This window comes from Halorussus halophilus, assembly GCF_008831545.1.
Taxonomy (GTDB): domain Archaea; phylum Halobacteriota; class Halobacteria; order Halobacteriales; family Haladaptataceae; genus Halorussus; species Halorussus halophilus.
Window position 1 is genome coordinate 1,250,309 of the sequence record NZ_CP044523.1, and the last position, 18,238, is coordinate 1,268,546.

Annotated in this window: 22 protein-coding genes and 1 tRNA gene; 15 read left to right on the forward strand and 8 right to left on the reverse strand. The window is 62.7% G+C overall.

Annotated features, from left to right (window positions below):
• Positions 1-287: 287 nt before the first annotated feature.
• From paaA to paaE, 5 genes are all read left to right on the forward strand, one after another.
• On the forward strand, positions 288-1,229 hold the full coding sequence (gene paaA / locus F7R90_RS06180) for a 1,2-phenylacetyl-CoA epoxidase subunit PaaA (protein WP_158056387.1): 942 nt from the start codon (positions 288-290) through the stop codon (positions 1,227-1,229).
• A gap of 2 nt (positions 1,230-1,231) precedes the next feature.
• Complete coding sequence (gene paaB, locus F7R90_RS06185; RefSeq protein WP_158056388.1) at positions 1,232-1,564, forward strand: 1,2-phenylacetyl-CoA epoxidase subunit PaaB; 333 nt, start codon at positions 1,232-1,234, stop codon at positions 1,562-1,564.
• A complete protein-coding gene (gene paaC / locus F7R90_RS06190) occupies positions 1,564-2,421 on the forward strand; it encodes a 1,2-phenylacetyl-CoA epoxidase subunit PaaC (RefSeq protein ID WP_158056389.1) in 858 nt (285 codons plus the stop codon). The genes paaB and paaC overlap by 1 nt, the downstream gene beginning before the upstream one ends.
• Positions 2,422-2,518: 97 nt before the next feature.
• Entirely contained in the window at positions 2,519-2,920 is a 402-nt protein-coding gene (paaD, locus tag F7R90_RS06195; protein ID WP_368408560.1) for a 1,2-phenylacetyl-CoA epoxidase subunit PaaD, read from the forward strand.
• Between the two features lie 2 nt (positions 2,921-2,922).
• Positions 2,923-3,096 (forward strand): 1,2-phenylacetyl-CoA epoxidase subunit PaaE, encoded by a 174-nt coding sequence (gene paaE, locus F7R90_RS22090; RefSeq protein ID WP_192498418.1) that lies wholly within the window; start codon positions 2,923-2,925, stop codon positions 3,094-3,096.
• Positions 3,097-3,416: 320 nt separating this feature from the next.
• Here paaE and F7R90_RS06200 read toward each other — a convergent pair whose 3' ends face one another.
• Both F7R90_RS06200 and F7R90_RS06205 read right to left on the reverse strand, forming a co-directional pair.
• Positions 3,417-3,809 (reverse strand): methylated-DNA--[protein]-cysteine S-methyltransferase, encoded by a 393-nt coding sequence (locus tag F7R90_RS06200; protein WP_158056391.1) that lies wholly within the window; start codon positions 3,807-3,809, stop codon positions 3,417-3,419.
• A gap of 60 nt (positions 3,810-3,869) precedes the next feature.
• Entirely contained in the window at positions 3,870-4,262 is a 393-nt protein-coding gene (locus tag F7R90_RS06205; protein ID WP_192498419.1) for an Hsp20/alpha crystallin family protein, read from the reverse strand.
• A gap of 100 nt (positions 4,263-4,362) precedes the next feature.
• Between F7R90_RS06205 and F7R90_RS06210 the strand changes: the two genes are divergently transcribed.
• The 5 genes from F7R90_RS06210 (at position 4,363) to F7R90_RS06230 (ending at position 8,389) form a co-directional block, all read left to right on the forward strand.
• Positions 4,363-5,262 carry an NOP5/NOP56 family protein gene (locus F7R90_RS06210; protein WP_158056393.1) on the forward strand — a complete coding sequence of 300 codons (900 nt, stop codon included), beginning with the start codon at positions 4,363-4,365 and terminating at the stop codon, positions 5,260-5,262.
• Positions 5,259-5,912 carry a fibrillarin-like rRNA/tRNA 2'-O-methyltransferase gene (locus F7R90_RS06215; protein ID WP_158056394.1) on the forward strand — a complete coding sequence of 218 codons (654 nt, stop codon included), beginning with the start codon at positions 5,259-5,261 and terminating at the stop codon, positions 5,910-5,912. The genes F7R90_RS06210 and F7R90_RS06215 overlap by 4 nt, the downstream gene beginning before the upstream one ends.
• 85 nt (positions 5,913-5,997) lie before the next feature.
• Complete coding sequence (locus tag F7R90_RS06220) at positions 5,998-7,071, forward strand: glutamate--cysteine ligase (protein ID WP_158056395.1); 1,074 nt, start codon at positions 5,998-6,000, stop codon at positions 7,069-7,071.
• A 45-nt stretch (positions 7,072-7,116) separates the two neighbouring features.
• A complete protein-coding gene (locus F7R90_RS06225; protein ID WP_225741276.1) occupies positions 7,117-7,800 on the forward strand; it encodes a winged helix-turn-helix domain-containing protein in 684 nt (227 codons plus the stop codon).
• A 97-nt stretch (positions 7,801-7,897) separates the two neighbouring features.
• Positions 7,898-8,389, forward strand: coding sequence for a phosphopantetheine adenylyltransferase (locus F7R90_RS06230; RefSeq protein ID WP_158056396.1), 492 nt, complete (start codon positions 7,898-7,900; stop codon positions 8,387-8,389).
• A gap of 4 nt (positions 8,390-8,393) precedes the next feature.
• Here the strand turns inward: F7R90_RS06230 and F7R90_RS06235 are convergent, their stop codons facing one another.
• Positions 8,394-8,717 (reverse strand): transcription initiation factor IIB family protein, encoded by a 324-nt coding sequence (locus tag F7R90_RS06235; RefSeq protein ID WP_158056397.1) that lies wholly within the window; start codon positions 8,715-8,717, stop codon positions 8,394-8,396.
• 84 nt (positions 8,718-8,801) lie between these two features.
• Here F7R90_RS06235 and F7R90_RS06240 point away from each other — a divergent pair.
• From F7R90_RS06240 to F7R90_RS06255, 4 genes are all read left to right on the forward strand, one after another.
• A tRNA-Leu gene (locus F7R90_RS06240) sits at positions 8,802-8,885 on the forward strand.
• A gap of 347 nt (positions 8,886-9,232) precedes the next feature.
• Entirely contained in the window at positions 9,233-9,796 is a 564-nt protein-coding gene (locus F7R90_RS06245) for a hypothetical protein (protein ID WP_158056398.1), read from the forward strand.
• A 133-nt stretch (positions 9,797-9,929) separates the two neighbouring features.
• Positions 9,930-10,742 (forward strand): diadenylate cyclase DacZ, encoded by an 813-nt coding sequence (gene dacZ / locus F7R90_RS06250; protein WP_158056399.1) that lies wholly within the window; start codon positions 9,930-9,932, stop codon positions 10,740-10,742.
• A complete protein-coding gene (locus tag F7R90_RS06255; protein ID WP_158056400.1) occupies positions 10,742-11,518 on the forward strand; it encodes a mechanosensitive ion channel domain-containing protein in 777 nt (258 codons plus the stop codon). The genes dacZ and F7R90_RS06255 overlap by 1 nt, the downstream gene beginning before the upstream one ends.
• Before the next feature lie 23 nt (positions 11,519-11,541).
• Here the strand turns inward: F7R90_RS06255 and F7R90_RS06260 are convergent, their stop codons facing one another.
• The 4 genes from F7R90_RS06260 to F7R90_RS06275 all read right to left on the reverse strand — a co-directional run bounded on the left by F7R90_RS06260 (position 11,542) and on the right by F7R90_RS06275 (position 14,737).
• Entirely contained in the window at positions 11,542-12,114 is a 573-nt protein-coding gene (locus tag F7R90_RS06260) for an acyltransferase (protein ID WP_158056401.1), read from the reverse strand.
• Between the two features lie 36 nt (positions 12,115-12,150).
• A complete protein-coding gene (purD, locus tag F7R90_RS06265) occupies positions 12,151-13,443 on the reverse strand; it encodes a phosphoribosylamine--glycine ligase (RefSeq protein WP_158056402.1) in 1,293 nt (430 codons plus the stop codon).
• A gap of 80 nt (positions 13,444-13,523) precedes the next feature.
• A complete protein-coding gene (locus F7R90_RS06270; protein ID WP_158056403.1) occupies positions 13,524-14,243 on the reverse strand; it encodes a hypothetical protein in 720 nt (239 codons plus the stop codon).
• Positions 14,244-14,311: 68 nt separating this feature from the next.
• On the reverse strand, positions 14,312-14,737 hold the full coding sequence (locus F7R90_RS06275) for a DUF7522 family protein (RefSeq protein ID WP_158056404.1): 426 nt from the start codon (positions 14,735-14,737) through the stop codon (positions 14,312-14,314).
• Positions 14,738-15,442: 705 nt separating this feature from the next.
• On the opposite strand from F7R90_RS06275, the gene F7R90_RS06280 reads away from it, so the two are divergent.
• On the forward strand, positions 15,443-17,545 hold the full coding sequence (locus tag F7R90_RS06280) for a thioredoxin domain-containing protein (protein ID WP_158056405.1): 2,103 nt from the start codon (positions 15,443-15,445) through the stop codon (positions 17,543-17,545).
• Between the two features lie 27 nt (positions 17,546-17,572).
• Here the strand turns inward: F7R90_RS06280 and F7R90_RS06285 are convergent, their stop codons facing one another.
• Positions 17,573-18,154, reverse strand: coding sequence for a GbsR/MarR family transcriptional regulator (locus F7R90_RS06285; protein WP_158056406.1), 582 nt, complete (start codon positions 18,152-18,154; stop codon positions 17,573-17,575).
• Positions 18,155-18,238: the final 84 nt, after the last annotated feature.

The following is an 18,238-nucleotide window of genomic DNA, read 5'->3' on the forward strand; positions in this document are numbered from 1 at the left end:
CGAAGCGAACACCACTACTTCTGCTTCTTCGAAAGCCCCCGCCCGCTCGCGGTCGTTCAGCGACATATCCGCAAACCGCGCGGATAGAGGTCGCTGAACGACCACGTCCTCCGGACGCGAGCGACCGGCCCCTTTCAGTCCCGCCCGATAGTGAACGTCTCACCGGTCGTCGCTGATTAAAAGTTAGCCATCGATACCTCTCCATAGTTCATATTCGCGCGCATAGTATTTAAACCCAGTCTATAGGCGGGTCAATTAGTATGGTGGGCGGGATTCAAGGTTCTGGTATGGATATCGAGCAAGTCAAAGAGCGCGCCGGACCGCGCGAATTCAGTCCGCACGACGACATGCCGGAGGAGTACCGGAAGGCGGCCACGCGGATGATTCAGTTCCACGCGAACAGCGAAATCATGGGCGCGTACCTCGAACGCCCGTTCATCCGACAGGCCCCGAGCCTCGACCGAAAGCTGGCGTTCTCCGCGAAGGTACAGGACGAAATCGGCCACGGGCAACTGCTCTACCGCGCCGCAGAGTCGCTCGGCATCAAGACCCGCGAGCAGATGCTGGACGAGTTGGCCAACGGCGAAGGCAAGTTCCTCAACTGCTTCCACTACCCGATGGAGTCGTGGGCGGAAGTGCCGATGATCGCCTTCTTCGTAGACGGCGCGGCGATGCGCCGCCAAGCCACGCTGAAGCGCACGAGTTGGGAACCCTACGCCCACGCCATGGACAAAGTATGCTTCGAGGAGGGCTTCCACGTCAAACACGGCGAGGACATCATGCGTGAGTTGGCGACCGGTTCGAAGAAAGAACAGGAGATGCTCCAGGACGCCTTCGAGCAGTGGTGGCCCCGCATCATCCAGTTCTTCGGTCCGACCAACGACAAGTCCACGCACCACGACTTCTCGGCGGCCGTGGGGCTGAAGACGATGACCAACGACGAACTGCGAAACGCGTTCTTCAACGCTTACGTCCCGAAGGCCAAGAAGTACGGACTCGAAATCCCGGAGCATCCCCGCTTCGAGGAGAACGACGACGGCACGTACGAAGTCGTCGAAGAAGACCTCGACTGGGACGAGTTCTTCACCATCGCCAAGAACGACGCACCGGGCAGTCACGAGCAGATCGGCAAGCGCGAGCGCACTCAAGAAGCGGTCGAGTGGGTCCGCGAGAGTTTGGACGACTGGGAAGCGAAAGGCGCGGGTCAGACCCCGCAGGCGGCTGACTAACCATGATTTGGGAAGTGTTCCGACAGGAGGAAGCGGGCAAGTACCACACCCACTGCGGGAACGTCCACGCACCGGACCGCGAGATGGCAAAGCTGTTCGCCCAGATTCAGCACGGGCGGCGCAAGCCGACCAACAGCATCTGGGTCGTTCCGAAAGACGAAATCGGCGAAGTCGATACGGAAGACGCGAAGTTCGGCGGTACGACCGACAAGTCCTACCGCTGGGTCATGGGCTACAAGGACTTAGACGCCGCGTTCGCACAGGAGATTGCGGACTCCGAGAGTGAGCAGGAAGCAGACGCACGAACCAAGGCCGCACAGGAGAGTGACGACTGATGGCAGTCGAGCAATCACAGCTTGGTGGCCCGAACGAACTGGATGAAGAGGAACAGGAAGCGGTCGAGTACCTGCTCTACCGACTCGCCGACGACGAACTGGTCATCGGTGAGAGATACACCGAGTGGCAAGTTCGCGCACCCACGCTCGAATCCGACCTCGCGCTGGCGAACATCGCACAGGACGAGTACGGCCACGCACGACTCTGGTACGACCTGCTGGAGGACTTCGGCTACAGCGAGGCCGACCTCGTCTTCGAGCGCGACCCGGCGGACTTCCGCCACGCGAGCCTCGTCGAACTGCCCTTCGAGTCGGGTGACTGGGCCGACCCAATCGTCCGGTCGTACCTCTACGACATGGCCGAACACCTGCGATTGCAGGCACTCGAAGACACCTCCTACCCGCGCATCGCCGACCGCATCGGCAAGGTACTGGGCGAGGAGGACTACCACCGCGAACACGCCCAGAACTGGATGGAACGACTCGCCGACGACGAGGAGAGCCACGCCAAGCTGCAGGACGCCGTGGACCGCCTGCTCCCGGCCGCGTTGACGCTGTTCGAGGGCGACGACGAAATGGAAGAGCGAGTCGCGGACCTCGGAATCCGAACCGAATCGCTCGATGCGATGCGCGAACAGTGGCTCGACACCGTGATTCCGTTCCTGCGCACGCTCGACTTGGAGACGCCCGAGGGACTGCGTGAAGACTACGAGAGCTTCCTGCCCGAGAATCTCGGCCGGGACGGTGACCACACCGACGCGTGGTTCGACCTCTACGACGACATGACCCACACCTACCGCGAGTTGGGTCGCACCGAGGCGCACAAGATAATGCCCGACCCGGACGACGCGGCGTAATTAGAGGACTACATCCACCATGAGCTACGACACAGAATTTAACCCAGACCTCGACACAGCGGCCGACGACTGCGAGGACATCGAGGACATCGACCCGATGGACGAGCCGTCGGCCTGCGCGTACACCGACTACTCGAAAGCGGGGAAAGACCCCGAAGACCTCCCCGCGACTGGCGAGGGCTCGTCGGGCGTCGAGCGCCGCGTCTGGGACGCCCTCTACGACATCGACGACCCAGAGATGCCCGTCTCCATCGTGAACCTCGGGCTGATTTACGGCGTCGAAGTTGACCGAGAAGGCCACGCCGACGTGGAGATGACGCTCACCTACACTGGCTGTCCGGCCCGAAAGATGCTCACGGAAGAAATCGAGCAGGCAGTCGCCGACACCGAGGGCGTCGAGTCGGTGGACCTCCGACTCGTCTGGAGTCCCGAGTGGTCCATCGAGATGGTCACCGAACAGGGGAAAGACGACTTGCGAGAGTTCGGACTGAGCGTGTAACCATGCGACGAGGAAGCTTAGACCCCAGCGTCGATACGACCGGTGAAGACAGCGGCGCTGAGTGCCCCTACTGCGGTTCGACCGAGACCGAACGCGAACACCCGAAAGGGCCGTCGCTCTGCCGGTCGATGCACTACTGCAACGCGTGTGAACAGCCGTTCGAGAAGTTCGAGTGAGTGGTACTCGTTCGACCCGTCAGTCAGTGTACGAGAGCTGAAAGTGGAGGTAGGAACTCGACGGCCCGACGTGTGCGTCCGGATGAGACGCGAACGCCGAACTTCGAGGACCAACGGGCGGTACGTCAGTCATGGATGACGGCGCGGCGCAACCCGCAATTGACTCATGATATAGTAAGTAGATAATTTTTATGGCCGTAGTTTGAAAAGTATTACCTCAACCCTGTCTAGCCAGTGCGTTTCTTGCTGAATCGGTTGCGAAAGTTCCTATGTCAGACAACCGTCTGACGAGGGACAACTGTCGAAATCGAACGGACCGCTCAGTCGAGCGCGCCTTCGAACTGTAGCAATCGCTCTTTCAGTTCGAGACCGCCGTCGGCCGAGTACCCACACAGCGCGCCGTTTGCGCCGACGACGCGGTGACAGGGGACGACTAGCGGCACGGGATTCCGGCTACAGGCCTGTCCGACGGCGACGGCAGCGGTGTCGAGTTCGTCGGCCAGTTCGCCGTAGGTTCGGGTCTCGCCGTACGGAATCGCCGCCATCGCCTCCATCACGTCGCCGGAGAATCCTTCCAGCGGCGTAATCGTCAGGTCGAACGTGTCGCGCTCCCCACTTTCGTACTCACGGACTTGCCCGCGAACTTCCTCGGGTGACTCCGCGACGTGCGAGTCGGCTATCGAGAGTCCTTGGTCGAAGACGCTGAGTTCCATCGGTGGAGAGAGGCAGCGAGTCGGCTTTGCAGTTGCGGTCGTCGCCTTATTCTTTCGGCTCTACTCCACTTCCACGCGATGGCGATGCTCGCGCTTCGGCAGGGTAATCCGGAGCGCCCCGTCGAGGTACTCCGCGTTCGTTCGCTTCTCGTCGATCCACTCCGGGAGGCGAATGGTACGACTCACCGGCTGTTGTTCGCGCGCCCGCTGGGCAAATGGTCCTTCTCTGCGGGACTGCTCTCCCTCCTCTCCTCGCTCCTCGGGCGCGACGACTATCTGCACGCGATTCTTCTTCACTTTGACGTCGATGTCCTGCTTCCGGATCCCCGGCACGTCGGCAGTGACGACGTACTCTTCCGCCACCTCTCGCACGTCCACTGGAATCGCGGCCTGGTCTGGTGGTCCTCGGAACGGTAGTCTGCGTCGCTTCGGCGGTTTGTTTCTTCGTAGCATGCTCCCCCGGACGCCGTGACGACGCAAGCGAGCATAAACGCTCGGCCACGTTTCGAGCGACTTGCGTGGGTTTAAACGCGATGACGCGCAATCGTCGGGTATGACCGAGGACCGAGTTGCAGACCGCGACGCGGGGTGGTTCGAAGGCGTCGCACCCGACGACACCGCCGCAGGCGCGGCCCGCATCCGGGACGGGAGCGCAGACGCCCCCGACGACTGGCCACGACAGGCCATCGAGTCCGGATTCGCGGCGGACGAGGGCGACTACTACGCGAAGCTTCACGCCGCGGCAGTCGAGGCCGCACGGGAGGCCGCGGCCGAGCGCGAACGCGCTGACGACCAGCAACTCGTCCACGCCGTGCGGGCGATGGACGACCTCGCGGCAGAGGCGAACGAACTCGCCGAGCGAGTCGCCGAGTGGGCCGGAAGCCGGTATCCCGACGCCGGAACCGGTATCGACTACGCGCTCGAACTCGCCGAACGCGACCCCGAGTCGCCGGTAGACGAGCGACTCGTCTCGCTGGCCCAGCGAGTCGCCGACCTCGACGACGAGAGCGAGTCGATGCGGGCGTTCCTCGAACGTGAGACGTCGGAAGTCGCGCCCAATCTGTCTGCGATGGCCGGGCCGATTCTGGCCGCTCGACTCGTCTCGCTCGCTGGCGGACTCGAATCACTGGCGAAGAAGCCTGCGGGAACGGTGCAGGTCTTGGGTGCGGAGGACTCGCTGTTCGCTCACTTGCGCGGCCACGCACCCTCGCCGAAGCACGGCGTCATCTTCACCCACGAGTACGTCCGCGGCACGCGACCGGAAAAGCGCGGGTCGGCCGCCCGAACGCTCTCGGGCAAACTGGCAATCGCCGCTCGCGTCGATTACTACTCCGGCGAGCGCAAGCCCGAACTGGACGCGGAACTCGAAGCCCGAATCGACCAGATTCGAAGTGACAGTCCCGACGCAGACACGGACGACGAATCCCCAGAAACTCGTGGTGACGACGAATGACAGCGAACGAACAGTCGAGACTTCCGGCGGGCGTCGAACGCCGCCAATTCGACGGCCGTGACCGACTTGTGACCCAGGGTGAACCGGTGTACGGCGAACCGACCGACGAGGACTGGCGACTCTGGGACGCCGGACGGTCGAAACTCGGCGCGATGGTCGAACTTGGCATGGAAACCGGACTCGCTGGGGAGGACGCAGTTCTCTATCTCGGCGCGGCAAGCGGCACGACGGTTTCACACGTCGCGGACTTCGCGGGACCGACCTACGCCGTCGAGTTCGCGCCGCGACCGGTTCGAGATTTGGTCGGCGTCGCAGAGGGCCGTCCGAATCTCTTCCCGCTCCTCAAGGACGCCCGAAAACCCGACACGTACGCCCACGTCGTGGAGTCGAACGTGGACGCAATCGTGCAGGACGTTGCGACTCGTGGGCAAGCGCGAGTCGCAATCGAGAATCGAGAATTCCTCCGTGACGATGGGCAGGGGCGCTTGCTGGTGGCCATCAAGGCCCGGAGCGAAGACGTGACTCGGGACCCCAATTCGGTGTTCGAAGAGTCGTTAGACACGCTTCGTGCGGAGTACGAGATACTGGAGACCGAGCGCCTCGACCCGTATCACGACGACCATCTCGGTATCGTCGCACGGCCGCTCTGAGTTCTGTCTGACCCGTTCACCCGCGCTTCGACCTGATTGGCCGGTGCCGGAACTATTTATAATCCGCATCGTGAACTATCGAAGGATGGACTCCGGTTCGGCTGCAAATTTCGCAGAGATGGGTACGTTGGGAATCGAAGAGGAGTTCTTCGTCGTGGACGACGACGGCGTTCCGACGGCAGGAACTGACGAACTCGTCTACGAGCGCGACCCGCCCGAAATACTCGACGGGCGACTCGACCACGAACTGTTCAAGTGCGTCATCGAGACTCAAACGCCGAAAATCGACCGTCTCGAAGATGCCAGAGAGCCACTGCTCGACGTTCGGCAGGCGCTGGTGGACCACGCCGAAGCGGGCGGCTTCCGCATCGCGGCGGCGGGGCTCCATCCGGGCGCGAAGTGGCGCGAACTCCAACACGCCACGAAAGAACGCTATCGGGCGCAACTCGACCGTATCCAGTACCCCCAGCACAGAAACACGACCGCGGGCCTGCACATTCACGTCGGCGTGGACGACGCCGACAAAGCGGTCTGGGTCGCTAACGAGATTCGCTGGTACCTCCCGGTGATGCTCGCGCTGTCTGCGAACTCGCCGTATTGGAACGGCTACGACACCGGGCTTCAGTCGGCACGGGCGAAAATTTTCGAGGGGTTACCGAACACCGGAATGCCGACGGACTTCGGCTCCTACGAGGAGTTCGACGCCTTCGAGCGGACGATGCTTCGGTCGGACTCTATCAACGACCGCGGGGAACTCTGGTACGACGTGCGACCGCACACGGAACTGGGTACCGTCGAGGTTCGGACGCCCGACGGACAGGCCGACCCCGAGCGCGTACTGGCGTTCGTTGAGTACGCCCACGCGCTGGTCCTTGATTTGGCCGAGCGGTACGAAGACGGCGAGAGCGGTTATAGGCACCGCCGCGAACTACTGGACGAGAACAAGTGGCGCGCGCTCCGGTACGGCCACGACGCCTCGTTCATCCGGCGCGACTTAGAGGGTAAAATCGGCCTCGGCGAAGTCGTCGAGCGGGAGTGTGACCGCCTCGGCGTCTCCGGAATTGCAGACATCTACGACGAGGAGAGCGGCGCGACTCGCCAGCGCCGACTCCGCGACGAAGCGGGCGTCGAGGCGCTGTACGAGTCGCTCGTTCTGTAGGTAAGGTTTTTACTGGCCGGAGGCTTTTGTCCTCGTAGAAAGGACATGTCCGACGAAAACGAACGCGAGGACAACCCAGAGGAGTTTACGGACGAGGAGAACGCGAGCGGCGCGACCGAGGCAGACGACGCGAGCGACGAGATTCCAGTCGATACCGACGGCATCGAGGAGGGGAGCGCCGAGGGGGAAGACGCGCAGAAGCGACTGAGCAAGGGTCGCGACCGCCTCGAAGAGGAGGCCGACAAAGCAGTAGGCCAGTTCGACCAAGGCATCGTAGACCTGCTGTCGTGGGTCCTCGACACCGAGACGCGAGCGCGAATCTTCGTCTACCTCCGACAGCACCCCTACAGCACGAGCGAGGAAATCGCGGAGGGAACTGGTCTCTATCCGAGTACCGTCCGCGAATCGCTCGCGGAACTCCACACCGAGGAGAAAGTCGTCCGTCGCAAGCGCGAGAGCGAGGGCGCGGGCAACAACCCCTACGAGTACACCGCCATCGCGCCGAGCGAACTCGTCGGCGGTATCGTCGGACAGATTCAGGACGAACTGAACACAGTGTTCAACTTGGACGACCACCTCGAACGCGGCGACGCCGACACCGAAACCGAACCCAGTCGCCCCGTTAGCATTCAGGTCGAAGAGAGCGACTCAGACGAGTTGGAGAGCGACGACGAGTCGGCGGACACCGAGACGGTAGACGACACATCTGACGATTCGGACGAGTCGTAACACTCACGCTACCTTTTGACCGGACGTCCCACTAAATTACTCCGTTTTCGGCGCGTATTCCGAAGGTCCTAAGCCGCGGGGAACCTTCCGCGGGGGTATGAGGGTTGCCCTGGGCGGGACCTTCGACCCAGTCCACGACGGTCATCGCGCGCTGTTCGAGCGCGCGTTCGAACTCGGCGACGTGACGGTCGGCTTGACGAGCGACGAACTCGCGCCGAAGACGAGACACGTGGACCGGTACGTCCGCCCGTTCGAGGAGCGAAAACAGGACCTCGAAGCCGTGCTTTCGGACATCGCCGAGCAGTACGACCGCGAGTTCGAGGTCCGCACGCTAGACGAGCCGACGGGCATCGCGACCGAACCGGGCTTCGACGTGCTCATCGTCTCGCCGGAGACGAAAGACGGCGGCCGTCGCGTCAACGACATCCGCGAAGAGCGGGGACTCGACCCCCTGCAAATCGAAGTCGTGGACCACGTCATCGCCGAGGACGGCGACATCATCTCTAGCACTCGCATAGTCAACGGCGAGATAGACGAACACGGCAACCTCACCCCCGACAGAGACGGTCGCGCGCCGAAACGAGAGTAGTCTGCTACCACGACGGCGCTTCTAAGCCCGCCGATTCGAGCAGTTCCTTCCACCGTTGCTGAATCGTCAGTCGAGAGACGCCTGCGGCTTCTGCGACGACGCCTTGGGACCGCTGGTCGCCTTCGATGAGCGACCCAGCGTACAGACTCGCGGCGACGACTGCTTTCTTCGAGTCGGGACTGGTGTCGTCGTCCCACTCCGAGACCGTCGAGAGGAAGAGGTCGGTCGCCCGCGAGCGAGCGTCAGCGTCGAGCTCGAGGCGGTCTGCAGTCTGTTGGAGGTCGGCGAGCCACCGCTTGTTCTCGATTTGGTCGCGTGCCCGGTACACGAAATTCAATACGGCTCCATCCCACATAAACGCTCGCAGATAACGATACATTCTTGTCGCCCTCGCGGGAAAATGGGGATGCGAGCGCGGGTAGCCAAGCCAGGAAACGGCGCAGCGCTTAGGACGCTGTCTCGTAGGAGTCCGCCCGTTCAAATCGGGTCCCGCGCATCCACCTTTTTATTGCGAGCGTTTGCCTCCGGCAAACGCTCGATAAAAATCTGGACCAAAATCACGTCGTCACCCCCTACGGAGGCGGCTTCGCGGCCTCCTTCGAGGGTTCCTCGGACGCGCTCGGTTCGGCGAGATTCCTCCGGAACCTCGCCTCACTCGCGGTGAATCGCGGCGCTCGGGTTCTTCGAACCGCTCGCTTGCGAATGCTACCCTGGTCCTAGGAGAGGATGGGCGAAACAAGTTGGATTCGTGTCGGAATACGAACCCAACACCTTGCTAACAATTCACAAACTCGTGAGTCGGTTTGACGCACCTTTTTATACTCTCGACATGTTGGCGTTCGTATGTCAGGACTGGCGGACACATACGACACTGGCGGCCGCCAGTCCACCCTCTTGTGGGCATCTCTCCTCTTCGTCGGTGGCTTCGTCGCGGCCGCTGGACTCGCGGCCGCGGCCGCCAGCGTCGTCGCGGGATTCGGTACCTCGCCCGCCACAGCAGTCGATTCCGGAGTGCTATTCGCAGGAGCGACCCTGCTCGCACTTTACGCCACGCTCGCCGCACGGGCGGCGACTGGCCGACGTCGTGCCGTCGCGGCGCTCGGCGCTATCGTCGCCACCGGCGGCCTCGCACTCTTCTGGGCGGTAGAGGCGACGACGTTCGCGGCCGTTCCGCTCGGAGCCATCGCCGCCTACGTCGTCGGCGCAGTCGTCGTCCTCTGGGCTGTCGTCACCGCTGACGGCTCTGTCGCACCCGCTCGCGGCGCGTCGGCCGAGAACGACTCGACGGCCTCCGTCAGCGGCGTCGTCGGAACTCGTCCCGCTGAGCAGGCGGACACGGCGACTACCACACACGTCGGAACCGACGGCGGCGACGAGGACGACGACTTGGAGTTCTTCGACGAGTAAACGGCCTCAGGGGAGTATCCATTGACTGACCACGAGCGATAGCCTGCCGTCCTGCCGATACCTTACGAAATTGACGGGACGCAAATAACTCTCTCCACAAACCTTTTCTCCGGTCGCTGAGTCAGTGCGGGTAATGGCTGGTTTGAGCGAACTGTTGGGGGACCTCGTCGCCGACGCCGACGCCGCATTCTTGTTCTCCCCGAGCGGGTCCTACTACGACCAGTTCGAGGACTTAGACGGCGTCGAACTCGTCGTCGTCGGTCCCGAGAACTCGGTCGGCGCGGACGAGTTCGTCGAACTCCCCTTGGAGTTCGAGAACGTCCACGAACGGATTCGATTCGGAATCGAAGGCGGCATGGAACAGGGGTATCTCGAAGACGGCGACGTGGTCGTCTGCGCGGTGAGCATGTTCGAAGGTGGAACCGACACCGTCACGCGAGCGCGAGCGAGCGACTCGATGCGCTCTGGGGTCTACGACCTCTTCGCAAACTCGCGGGCGGACCCCGGTGTCATCCGCGACGTGTTCGAAGTCGCAATCGAACTCGGGAAGAAAGGCCAGAAGGGCAAACCCGTCGGCGCGCTGTTCGTCGTCGGCGACGCGGGCAAAGTGATGAACAAGTCCCGCCCGCTGAGTTACAACCCCTTCGAGAAGTCTCACGTCCACGTCGGCGACCCCATCGTCAACGTGATGCTGAAGGAGTTCTCCCGACTCGACGGCGCGTTCGTCATCAGCGACTCCGGGAAGATAGTCTCCGCATATCGCTACCTCGAACCTTCTGCGGAGGGCGTCGATATCCCGAAGGGCCTCGGTGCACGCCACATGGCGGCGGGTGCGGTCACCCGCGAGACGAACGCGACGGCCATCGTCCTCTCGGAGAGTGACGGGATGGTTCGAGCGTTCAAGAGCGGCGAGTTGATACTCGAACTGGACCCGGAGGAGTACTGATGCAAGTGGACTGGCAACTGCTCCTCCGAGAGGAGTTCCAGTACATCCTCGCGTTGCTCGTCCTCCTCGTTGGCGGACTCGGGGGCTACGTCATCGGCCGACTGAACAAGCGACTGCTCGACGCCGCCGGAGTGCCCGAAGCAGTCGAGCGCACGCCGTTCGAGCGAACGGCCCAGAGTCTCGGCACCGACACCGTCTCGCTCGTCGCGCGTCTGAGTTCGTGGTTCATCTACGGCGTCGTCATCCTCATCGCGCTGAACATCGCGGACCTGTTGAACGCCCGCCTCTTCTGGGAGGGCGTCCTCTCGTTCATCCCGGACCTGTTCGTCGCGGTGCTGGTGTTCATCATCGGCTTCGTCGTCGCCGACAAGGCCGAACTCATCGTCGGCGAGCGACTGCGCTCGGTCAAGTTGCCGGAGGTCGGCATCATCCCGAAGGTCGTCAAGTACACCATCGTCTATCTGGCGGCACTCATCGCGCTCGGACAGGTCGGCGTCGCCACGACGGCACTGCTCATCCTGCTCACCGTCTACGCCCTCGCCATCATCGTCTTTGGCGCGGTGGCGTTCTGGGACCTCCTGCGGTCGAGCGCGGCGGGCGTCTACCTCCTCCTCAATCAACCGTACGGCATCGGCGACAAAGTTCGCGTCGGCGACGAACGAGGCATCGTCCAAGAAGTGGACGTGTTCGTCACCCACATCGAGAGCGAGGGCGAAGAACACGTCATCCCGAACAGTCGCGTGTTCAAGCAAGGCTTCGTTCGGATTCGGGACTGAAAGCGAACGAGCTATTTTCGCCGCTACTCCGTGGATTCGTCGCCGCCGTCTGGTGACTCCTCGCTTCCCATCGGTTCCGCAGGCACGCCCGCCACCGTCGCGCCCGGTGGAACGTCCCTCGTCACCAGCGAGTTCGCGGCGACGCTCGCGCCCGCGCCGATTTCGACGCCGGGCAGGACGATGGCTCCCGCGCCTATCATCGCGCGCTCGCCGACGACAACTTCACCCGTGCGATACTCGTCCTGTAGGAATTCGTGGCAAAGGAGGGTTGCATCGTACCCAATTATCGCGTGGTCCTCGACGGTGACGAGTTCGGGCCAGAACACGTCGGGCGTCGATTCGAGGCCCCACGAGACGCCCTCGCCGACGGTGACGCCGATGGAACTGAGCAGGAGATTCTTGAGTTTGAGGCTCGGCGAGATACGCGCGAGGACGATGACGGCGTAGTTGATAGCGACGGTGAGGGGACTCTTCGCCTTGGGCCACGACTGCAGGGAGTTGAACGGGCCGGGCGTGGCGTGGTGGGTGATGCGGTCGTGGCGCGGCGTGTCGTCAGGTGGGGCTTGGGAGTCGGACTCGTCGCTCTCGTCGGTCACGAAAACGTGTTCACACTGCCGAGGCTTGAAAGTAGTCTATTCGCCCCGGAGTTCCGCCATGTGGTCGATGCGCCGCTGAACGAGGTCCGACTTCCCGATGTCGTGGCGAACGTCCAGTCCGTCCTCACCGGCAACCGCGAGGGCGTCCTCGGCAATCGTCTCGGCCTCAGAAATCGAGTCGGCGACACCCACGACGGCGAAGGCCCGCGAAGTCGTGGTGTAAATCCCATCCTCTCGGTCGTCCACGCTGGCGTAGAAGAGGATGGCGTCCCCCGCGCTCTCCTCGTCTACTTCCACCTTCGCGCCAGCTTTCGGGTTCTCGGGGTAGCCTTCCGGCACGGCGTACTTACAGACCGTCGCCTTTGGGGAGAAGGACAGTTCCGGCAGGGAGTCGCCCTCGCGGGCCCTCGTCAGCACGTCGAGGAAGTCGGTGTTCAGCACCGGAAGCGTGTTCATCGCCTCGGGGTCGCCGAAGCGCGCGTTGAACTCCACGACCTTGACGCCCTCGGTAGTGAGCATGAACTGGCCGTAGAGGACGCCCTTGTAGCCGTCGAGCGCCTCGACAGTCGCTTCGAGTACACTCACGGCGTCGTGGTAGTCCTCGTCGGTCATGAACGGCAGTGCGAGTCCGGCGTCGCTGTAGCTTCCCATGCCGCCCGTGTTAGGTCCCTCGTCGCCCTCGTAGGCACGCTTGTGGTCCTGCACGGCGGGCGTGACTCGCAGGTCGCCGTTGGCGACGAACGCCTGTACAGTAAACTCCTCGCCGACGAGTCGCTCTTCGAGGACGACTCGCTCGTAGTCGGCGTCTTGGAGGTACTCTTTCGCTTCCTCCTTGGTAATCTGGTCGCCGGTGACTCGCACACCTTTCCCGCCAGTCAACCCTGCTGGCTTCACCGCGAGGTCGCCGTCGTAGTCGTCGATGTACTCGCAGGCGGCCTCCATGTCGTCGAACGTCTCGAAATCCGGACAACCCGGTACGTCGTGCTGGCGCATGAACCGCCGCTGGAACGCCTTGTCGGTCTCGATGCGGGCCTCGTCGGCCTCCGGTCCGAAGGCGTAAATTCCGGCGTCGTCCAGCGCGTCGGCGACGCCTGCCGCGAGCGGTCCCTCGGGACCGACGACGGCGAGGGTCGCACCCACGTCCTCCGCGTAGGAGACGACCGCAGTGGGGTTCTCCGTGTCGAGCGTCTCGAAGCCTTCCGCGATGGCCGCGATACCCGGGTTTCGGTTGCCAGCGCAAGCGTAGAGGTCGGCCGAACTGTCGCTCAGCGCACGAGCGATGGCGTGTTCGCGCCCGCCGCCGCCGACTAACAGGACTGTCTCGCTCATATCTGGGAGAAGTGGGCAAAGGAGTGTAAAGGTTGCTCTTGTGCGCAGTGGAAGTATTCACGAATGTGAGTATTCATTTCCTATTTCTCGGCTTCGACGCGCTCGCGCTGGCCGCTCAGGACGAAGCCGAGACCGACGCCGATGCCGAGAAGCGTCAGTCCGGTTTCGCGGGAACTGTCCCGTTCTTCTCCTCGTTCGTACGCCTCGTTATCTGTGATGTGGGCTTCGACTCGGTACACCACGTAGTAGTCCCCGTTCTTCCGGACGAGTTCGTTCGCGCCGTCTACGGCATAGTGCGTCTTCGCCGACCCAGTTTCGATTGCTCGTCGAACCGGGTGACTGACCCGAGAGATGGGCGTCGAAGCGTATCGCATCGCTCGGCGAGCAGGCGCTCGGTTCAGCGTCAGCCGTACAGTTCCAGTGTCGTAGGCCACTTCTTCGGACTCGACTTCGTAGAACGAGCCATCGACGTAGGCGTACTGGTAGCTGTTCGGGCCGTAATTCTCGACGTGGCCTGCCCACGAGACGTTTGCTGTGAGGTTCCCTCGCTGATAAATAGCGTATTCGAGCGTACAACTGCGGGACGGGAGCGGGTTGCCGAGACAAGCGATGTCGCTGTCGATACCGCGAGCATGGATGTCGTAGTCGATGCCGTCCGACTGGTTGTACGTTACTTCCGTCGCCTCGTAGCGGTAGGAGTTGGGATGAGCCACACCGAAGGCATCGATGTAGAGGGGGTTGAGAAGCAGGAGGACGCCCAACGCGATTTTCAGCGTCGAGCGAGAGACGGGGAGGTCCATGCTCCGCTCGTGAGTACGAAATGACTTGTATGTTCCGCGACTACTTCGAAAAGAAGTATTTCGGCCACTCAGGTCGGTTCGTGGTCCGCGAGTTGCTTGCGGAGCGCGACGGCGAGTTCTTCGAACTCGGTGATGCGGAGTTCGTTGGTCGTCAGGAGGACGCCGTGGTCACCGACGATGACGCGATTGACGAACCCCTTCGAGAACACTCGAATGGTGAACTCGTACTCACCGATGTCGGGTTCGAAACCCGCCTTCGCTGTCTTGTTGTAGGTTTCAGCGGAGTCGAATCCGAGGCGCTCGTTCTCGACCAGCGTCTGCTTGGCTTCGCGCGCTCGCTCGTGGTCGCCCTCGTAGAGGTCGCTCCGGAGGTAGATGAGGTCGAACGCGTCGGGCGTGAAGTAGACGACGCTCCGCAGCGAGTCGCCGACTGCGGTTCGGCAGGTGCTGGCGAGTTGGTCCGCGAACTCCTCGGAGATGCCTGTCTCTGTCATGGCGGGTCTGATACGACTCGGAAGGGCTTCAATCTCGCTTGTGATTTCGGACACTATGTTGGAGTCGCCGAACTCTGTGCATCACTTCGGAAGCGAACGGCTCTGCAAACTCAACTGCGGCTATGAACAGCACTATCTGCAAACGCAATTGAGGCTATGAACCGCACTATCGCCGAAACCTAGGAGAGACCGCACCGCCACCGCAACGGCCACACCCTCCCCACCCGACTGCGGGCTTCAGTACGAAAGACGCGACGTGTCGCGTCTTTCGGGCTTGCAGTCCTCGTCTCTCACGCGGTTCGTTAGGTCAGTCGCGCACTTTGCGCGACTGCCCCGACCGCACGCGCCGGGTGGTTTGTGAAAATGCATTTGGAGTTACGGCGCGCGCTGGCGCGACCCTCGTGGTCGCGCCGACCGTCGCGCGAGGGATGAGTGAAGCGACTGTAAGGAGCGAAACGAATCGGTTGGGGAGGTGTGGGCCTTGGCGGTGCTGTGCGGTCTTCTATGTATCGGGAGTAGCTAGCTCTCTCGGTCTGAAATCTCTTCTCGGGGACTCTTCCTCACACTCCCTCTCACAGGCTTCTTTCGAAACTCCTTGTCGGAGACTCCTTCCGAAACTCCCTCTCGGAGACCCAAGCACTTCGAGTACGAACACGAAATCTCCAAAACCCCGCCTTTACCTCCAACGAACTCGTTTCTTCGTGTATGACCGACCCCACCGCGCGAAACCGTCTCGGAGAAGAGCAAAGCCCGTATCTCCGTCAGCACGCCGACAACCCGGTCAACTGGCAACCGTGGGACGACGCCGCGCTCGACGCCGCCGCAGAGCGCGAGGTCCCCATCTTCCTCTCTATCGGCTACTCCGCCTGCCACTGGTGTCACGTGATGGAGGAAGAGAGCTTCGAGGACGAGGAAGTCGCGGAAGTCCTCAACGAGAACTTCGTCCCAATCAAGGTGGACCGCGAGGAGCGTCCCGACATCGACAGCATCTACCAGACCATCTGTCAGGCCGTCACCGGTGGCGGCGGATGGCCACTCTCGGTGTGGCTTACGCCCGACGGCAGGCCCTTCTACGTGGGTACGTACTTCCCCAAGCACGCCAAGCGCAACCAACCCGGCTTCCTCGACTTGCTCGACAACATCCGCAACTCGTGGAGCGACGAGGAGGGTCGCCGCGAGATGAAACGCCGGGCAGACCAGTGGACCGACGCCATCGAAGGCGAACTCGAATCGGTGCCAGAACCGGGCGAAGAACCCGACGAAGACCTGCTCGAAACGGCTTCACGGGCCGCCAGTCGCTCGGCCGACGAGGAGCATGGCGGCTTCGGCACCGGTCAGAAGTTCCCCCAAGCGTCCCGCATCAATCTCCTCCTGCGCGCCTACCACCGCGTGGACGGCGAGAGCTACAAGCAAGTCGCCACTGACGCGCTCACCGCGATGGCGGAGGGCGGCCTCTTCGACCACGTCGGCGGCGGGTTCCACCGCTACACCGTGGACCGCGAGTGGGTCGTCCCGCACTTCGAGAAGATGCTGTACGACAACGCCGAAATCAGCAGGGCGATGCTCGCAGGCTATCAGGTCACGGGCGACGAGCGATACGAGACCGCAATCCGCCAGAGCTTCGAGTTCGTGGCGCGCGAGATGACTCACGAACGAGGAGGGTTCTTCAGCACGCTCGACGCCCAGAGCGACGGCGAAGAGGGCAAGTTCTACGTCTGGACGCCCGAGCAGATTCACGACGCTGTCGAGGACGAGACGGCCGCGGACCTCTTCTGCGACCGCTTCGGCGTGACCGAGAAGGGTAACTTCGAGGGCAAGACGGTCCTCACGATTTCAGAGTCCGTCGAATCGCTCGCCGAGGACTACCAGATGGACGAAGCGGTTGTCGAGGACACACTCGAAGACGCCCGCCAGCAAGTCTTCGAAGCGAGAGCAGAACGAGTCCGCCCGCGGCGTGACGAGAAAGTTCTAGCAGGCTGGAACGGCCTGATGATTTCCGCACTCGCGGAGGGCGCGCTGGTACTTGACGGCGGCGAGCAGTACGCCGAGATGGCGACCGACGCGCTCGAATTCGTGAAGGAGACGCTCTGGCGCGAAGACGAAGGGAAGCTGTTCCGTCGGTTCAAAGACGGAGACGTGGCAATCGAGGGCTACCTCGAAGACTACGCCTTCCTCGCTCGCGGCGCGCTGAACCTGTACGAGGCGACCGACCACGTCGAGCACCTCGCGTTCGCGCTGGACCTCGCGCGGGCCATCGAAGCCCAGTTCTGGGACCCAGAAGCTGGAACCATCTACTTCACGCCCGAGCGCGGCGAGGAACTGGTCGCGCGACCGCAGGAACCGTACGACCAGTCCACGCCGTCGAGTCTCGGCGTTGCGACGGAGACGCTCCTATCGCTCTCCCACTTTACCCCAGACGACGCCTTCCAAAACATCGCCGAGGCAGTCCTCTCCCGCCGGAGCCAACAGTGCGAGTCGAGTCCGTTGCAGTACACCTCCCTCGTGCTGGCGGCCGACCGCTACGCGAGTGGCTCGGTCGAACTGACCGTCGTCGCCGACGAACTCCCCGAGTCGTGGCGCGACCGACTCGCCGGGACGTACCTCCCGATGCGACTGCTGTCGCGGCGGCCATCAGATGACGACGAACTCGCGGACTGGCTGGACAAACTCTGCCTCGAAGACGCGCCACCGATCTGGGCCGACCGCGAACAGACCGACGGCGTTCCGACGCTGTACGTCTGTCGGAACTTCACCTGCTCGCCGCCCGTGACCGACGTGGACGAAGGACTGGACTGGCTGGAGAACTGAGGAGTCGTCGCGTTTCGACGAGACTGCTTACTCGTCGCTCGTCTGGTCGGCGAACCCCGCCACTATCGAGCGCAGTCGGTCCACTGGAAGCCGAGTGAGGAAGTCCAAGACCGACTCGCTCCGCTCGAAGAGGCGACGCAGTTGGCGGACGCGCTGTAGGTCCCGCTGGTTTCGCTCGGTGTCCGGCGCGGCTTCGAGCAGTTCTTCGGCGTCGGTCAGTGCCCGACCCATGATGTCCGCCTCGCGACGGACCTGCTGGCGGAGGAAGTCCTGGAGAATCCGCCAGAAGTCCCGCTCGGCCTCGAAGAACACGCGCTTTCCTTCGCCGGGTTTGCTCCGTCGGTGGACCATGTGCATCCCTTCGAGCGTGCTCATGGCGTTGCTGACCGTCGATTTCGCGTAGCCGCTCTCTGCTACGAGGTCGTCTAACGACAGTGCTTCGTCGGCGAAGTAGAGGACTCCGTAGAGCCGTCCGTAACTCCTGTTGAGACCGTACACCTCCGCGCTCCGCTCCATCGCTTCCATGACCCGCTCGCGGGCGCGGTCGCCTGCGTCCGTGGTCTCGTCTGAGCCGTCGGCCTCTTCCTCGCTCACGCTCGTTCCCCCCATTCGCTCCGCTCAATATTGCGCCTCGCCATCTTCGTGCCAGACACTCGGCAGGGAAAGCATTAAATCGTTGTGTTCAGAATATTC

What these genes read in the sequence shown, in the direction of transcription:
- paaA (WP_158056387.1), top strand. Translation starts at nt 288, where the DNA reads ATGGATATCGAGCAAGTCAAAGAGCGCGCCGGACCGCGCGAATTCAGT.
- paaB (WP_158056388.1), top strand. Translation starts at nt 1,232, where the DNA reads ATGATTTGGGAAGTGTTCCGACAGGAGGAAGCGGGCAAGTACCACACC.
- paaC (WP_158056389.1), top strand. Translation starts at nt 1,564, where the DNA reads ATGGCAGTCGAGCAATCACAGCTTGGTGGCCCGAACGAACTGGATGAA.
- paaD (WP_368408560.1), top strand. Translation starts at nt 2,519, where the DNA reads ATGGACGAGCCGTCGGCCTGCGCGTACACCGACTACTCGAAAGCGGGG.
- paaE (WP_192498418.1), top strand. Translation starts at nt 2,923, where the DNA reads ATGCGACGAGGAAGCTTAGACCCCAGCGTCGATACGACCGGTGAAGAC.
- F7R90_RS06200 (WP_158056391.1), bottom strand. Translation starts at nt 3,809, where the DNA reads ATGGAACTCAGCGTCTTCGACCAAGGACTCTCGATAGCCGACTCGCAC.
- F7R90_RS06205 (WP_192498419.1), bottom strand. Translation starts at nt 4,262, where the DNA reads ATGCTACGAAGAAACAAACCGCCGAAGCGACGCAGACTACCGTTCCGA.
- F7R90_RS06210 (WP_158056393.1), top strand. Translation starts at nt 4,363, where the DNA reads ATGACCGAGGACCGAGTTGCAGACCGCGACGCGGGGTGGTTCGAAGGC.
- F7R90_RS06215 (WP_158056394.1), top strand. Translation starts at nt 5,259, where the DNA reads ATGACAGCGAACGAACAGTCGAGACTTCCGGCGGGCGTCGAACGCCGC.
- F7R90_RS06220 (WP_158056395.1), top strand. Translation starts at nt 5,998, where the DNA reads ATGGACTCCGGTTCGGCTGCAAATTTCGCAGAGATGGGTACGTTGGGA.
- F7R90_RS06225 (WP_225741276.1), top strand. Translation starts at nt 7,117, where the DNA reads ATGTCCGACGAAAACGAACGCGAGGACAACCCAGAGGAGTTTACGGAC.
- F7R90_RS06230 (WP_158056396.1), top strand. Translation starts at nt 7,898, where the DNA reads ATGAGGGTTGCCCTGGGCGGGACCTTCGACCCAGTCCACGACGGTCAT.
- F7R90_RS06245 (WP_158056398.1), top strand. Translation starts at nt 9,233, where the DNA reads ATGTCAGGACTGGCGGACACATACGACACTGGCGGCCGCCAGTCCACC.
- dacZ (WP_158056399.1), top strand. Translation starts at nt 9,930, where the DNA reads ATGGCTGGTTTGAGCGAACTGTTGGGGGACCTCGTCGCCGACGCCGAC.
- F7R90_RS06255 (WP_158056400.1), top strand. Translation starts at nt 10,742, where the DNA reads ATGCAAGTGGACTGGCAACTGCTCCTCCGAGAGGAGTTCCAGTACATC.
- purD (WP_158056402.1), bottom strand. Translation starts at nt 13,443, where the DNA reads ATGAGCGAGACAGTCCTGTTAGTCGGCGGCGGCGGGCGCGAACACGCC.
- F7R90_RS06270 (WP_158056403.1), bottom strand. Translation starts at nt 14,243, where the DNA reads ATGGACCTCCCCGTCTCTCGCTCGACGCTGAAAATCGCGTTGGGCGTC.
- F7R90_RS06275 (WP_158056404.1), bottom strand. Translation starts at nt 14,737, where the DNA reads ATGACAGAGACAGGCATCTCCGAGGAGTTCGCGGACCAACTCGCCAGC.
- F7R90_RS06280 (WP_158056405.1), top strand. Translation starts at nt 15,443, where the DNA reads ATGACCGACCCCACCGCGCGAAACCGTCTCGGAGAAGAGCAAAGCCCG.
- F7R90_RS06285 (WP_158056406.1), bottom strand. Translation starts at nt 18,154, where the DNA reads ATGGGGGGAACGAGCGTGAGCGAGGAAGAGGCCGACGGCTCAGACGAG.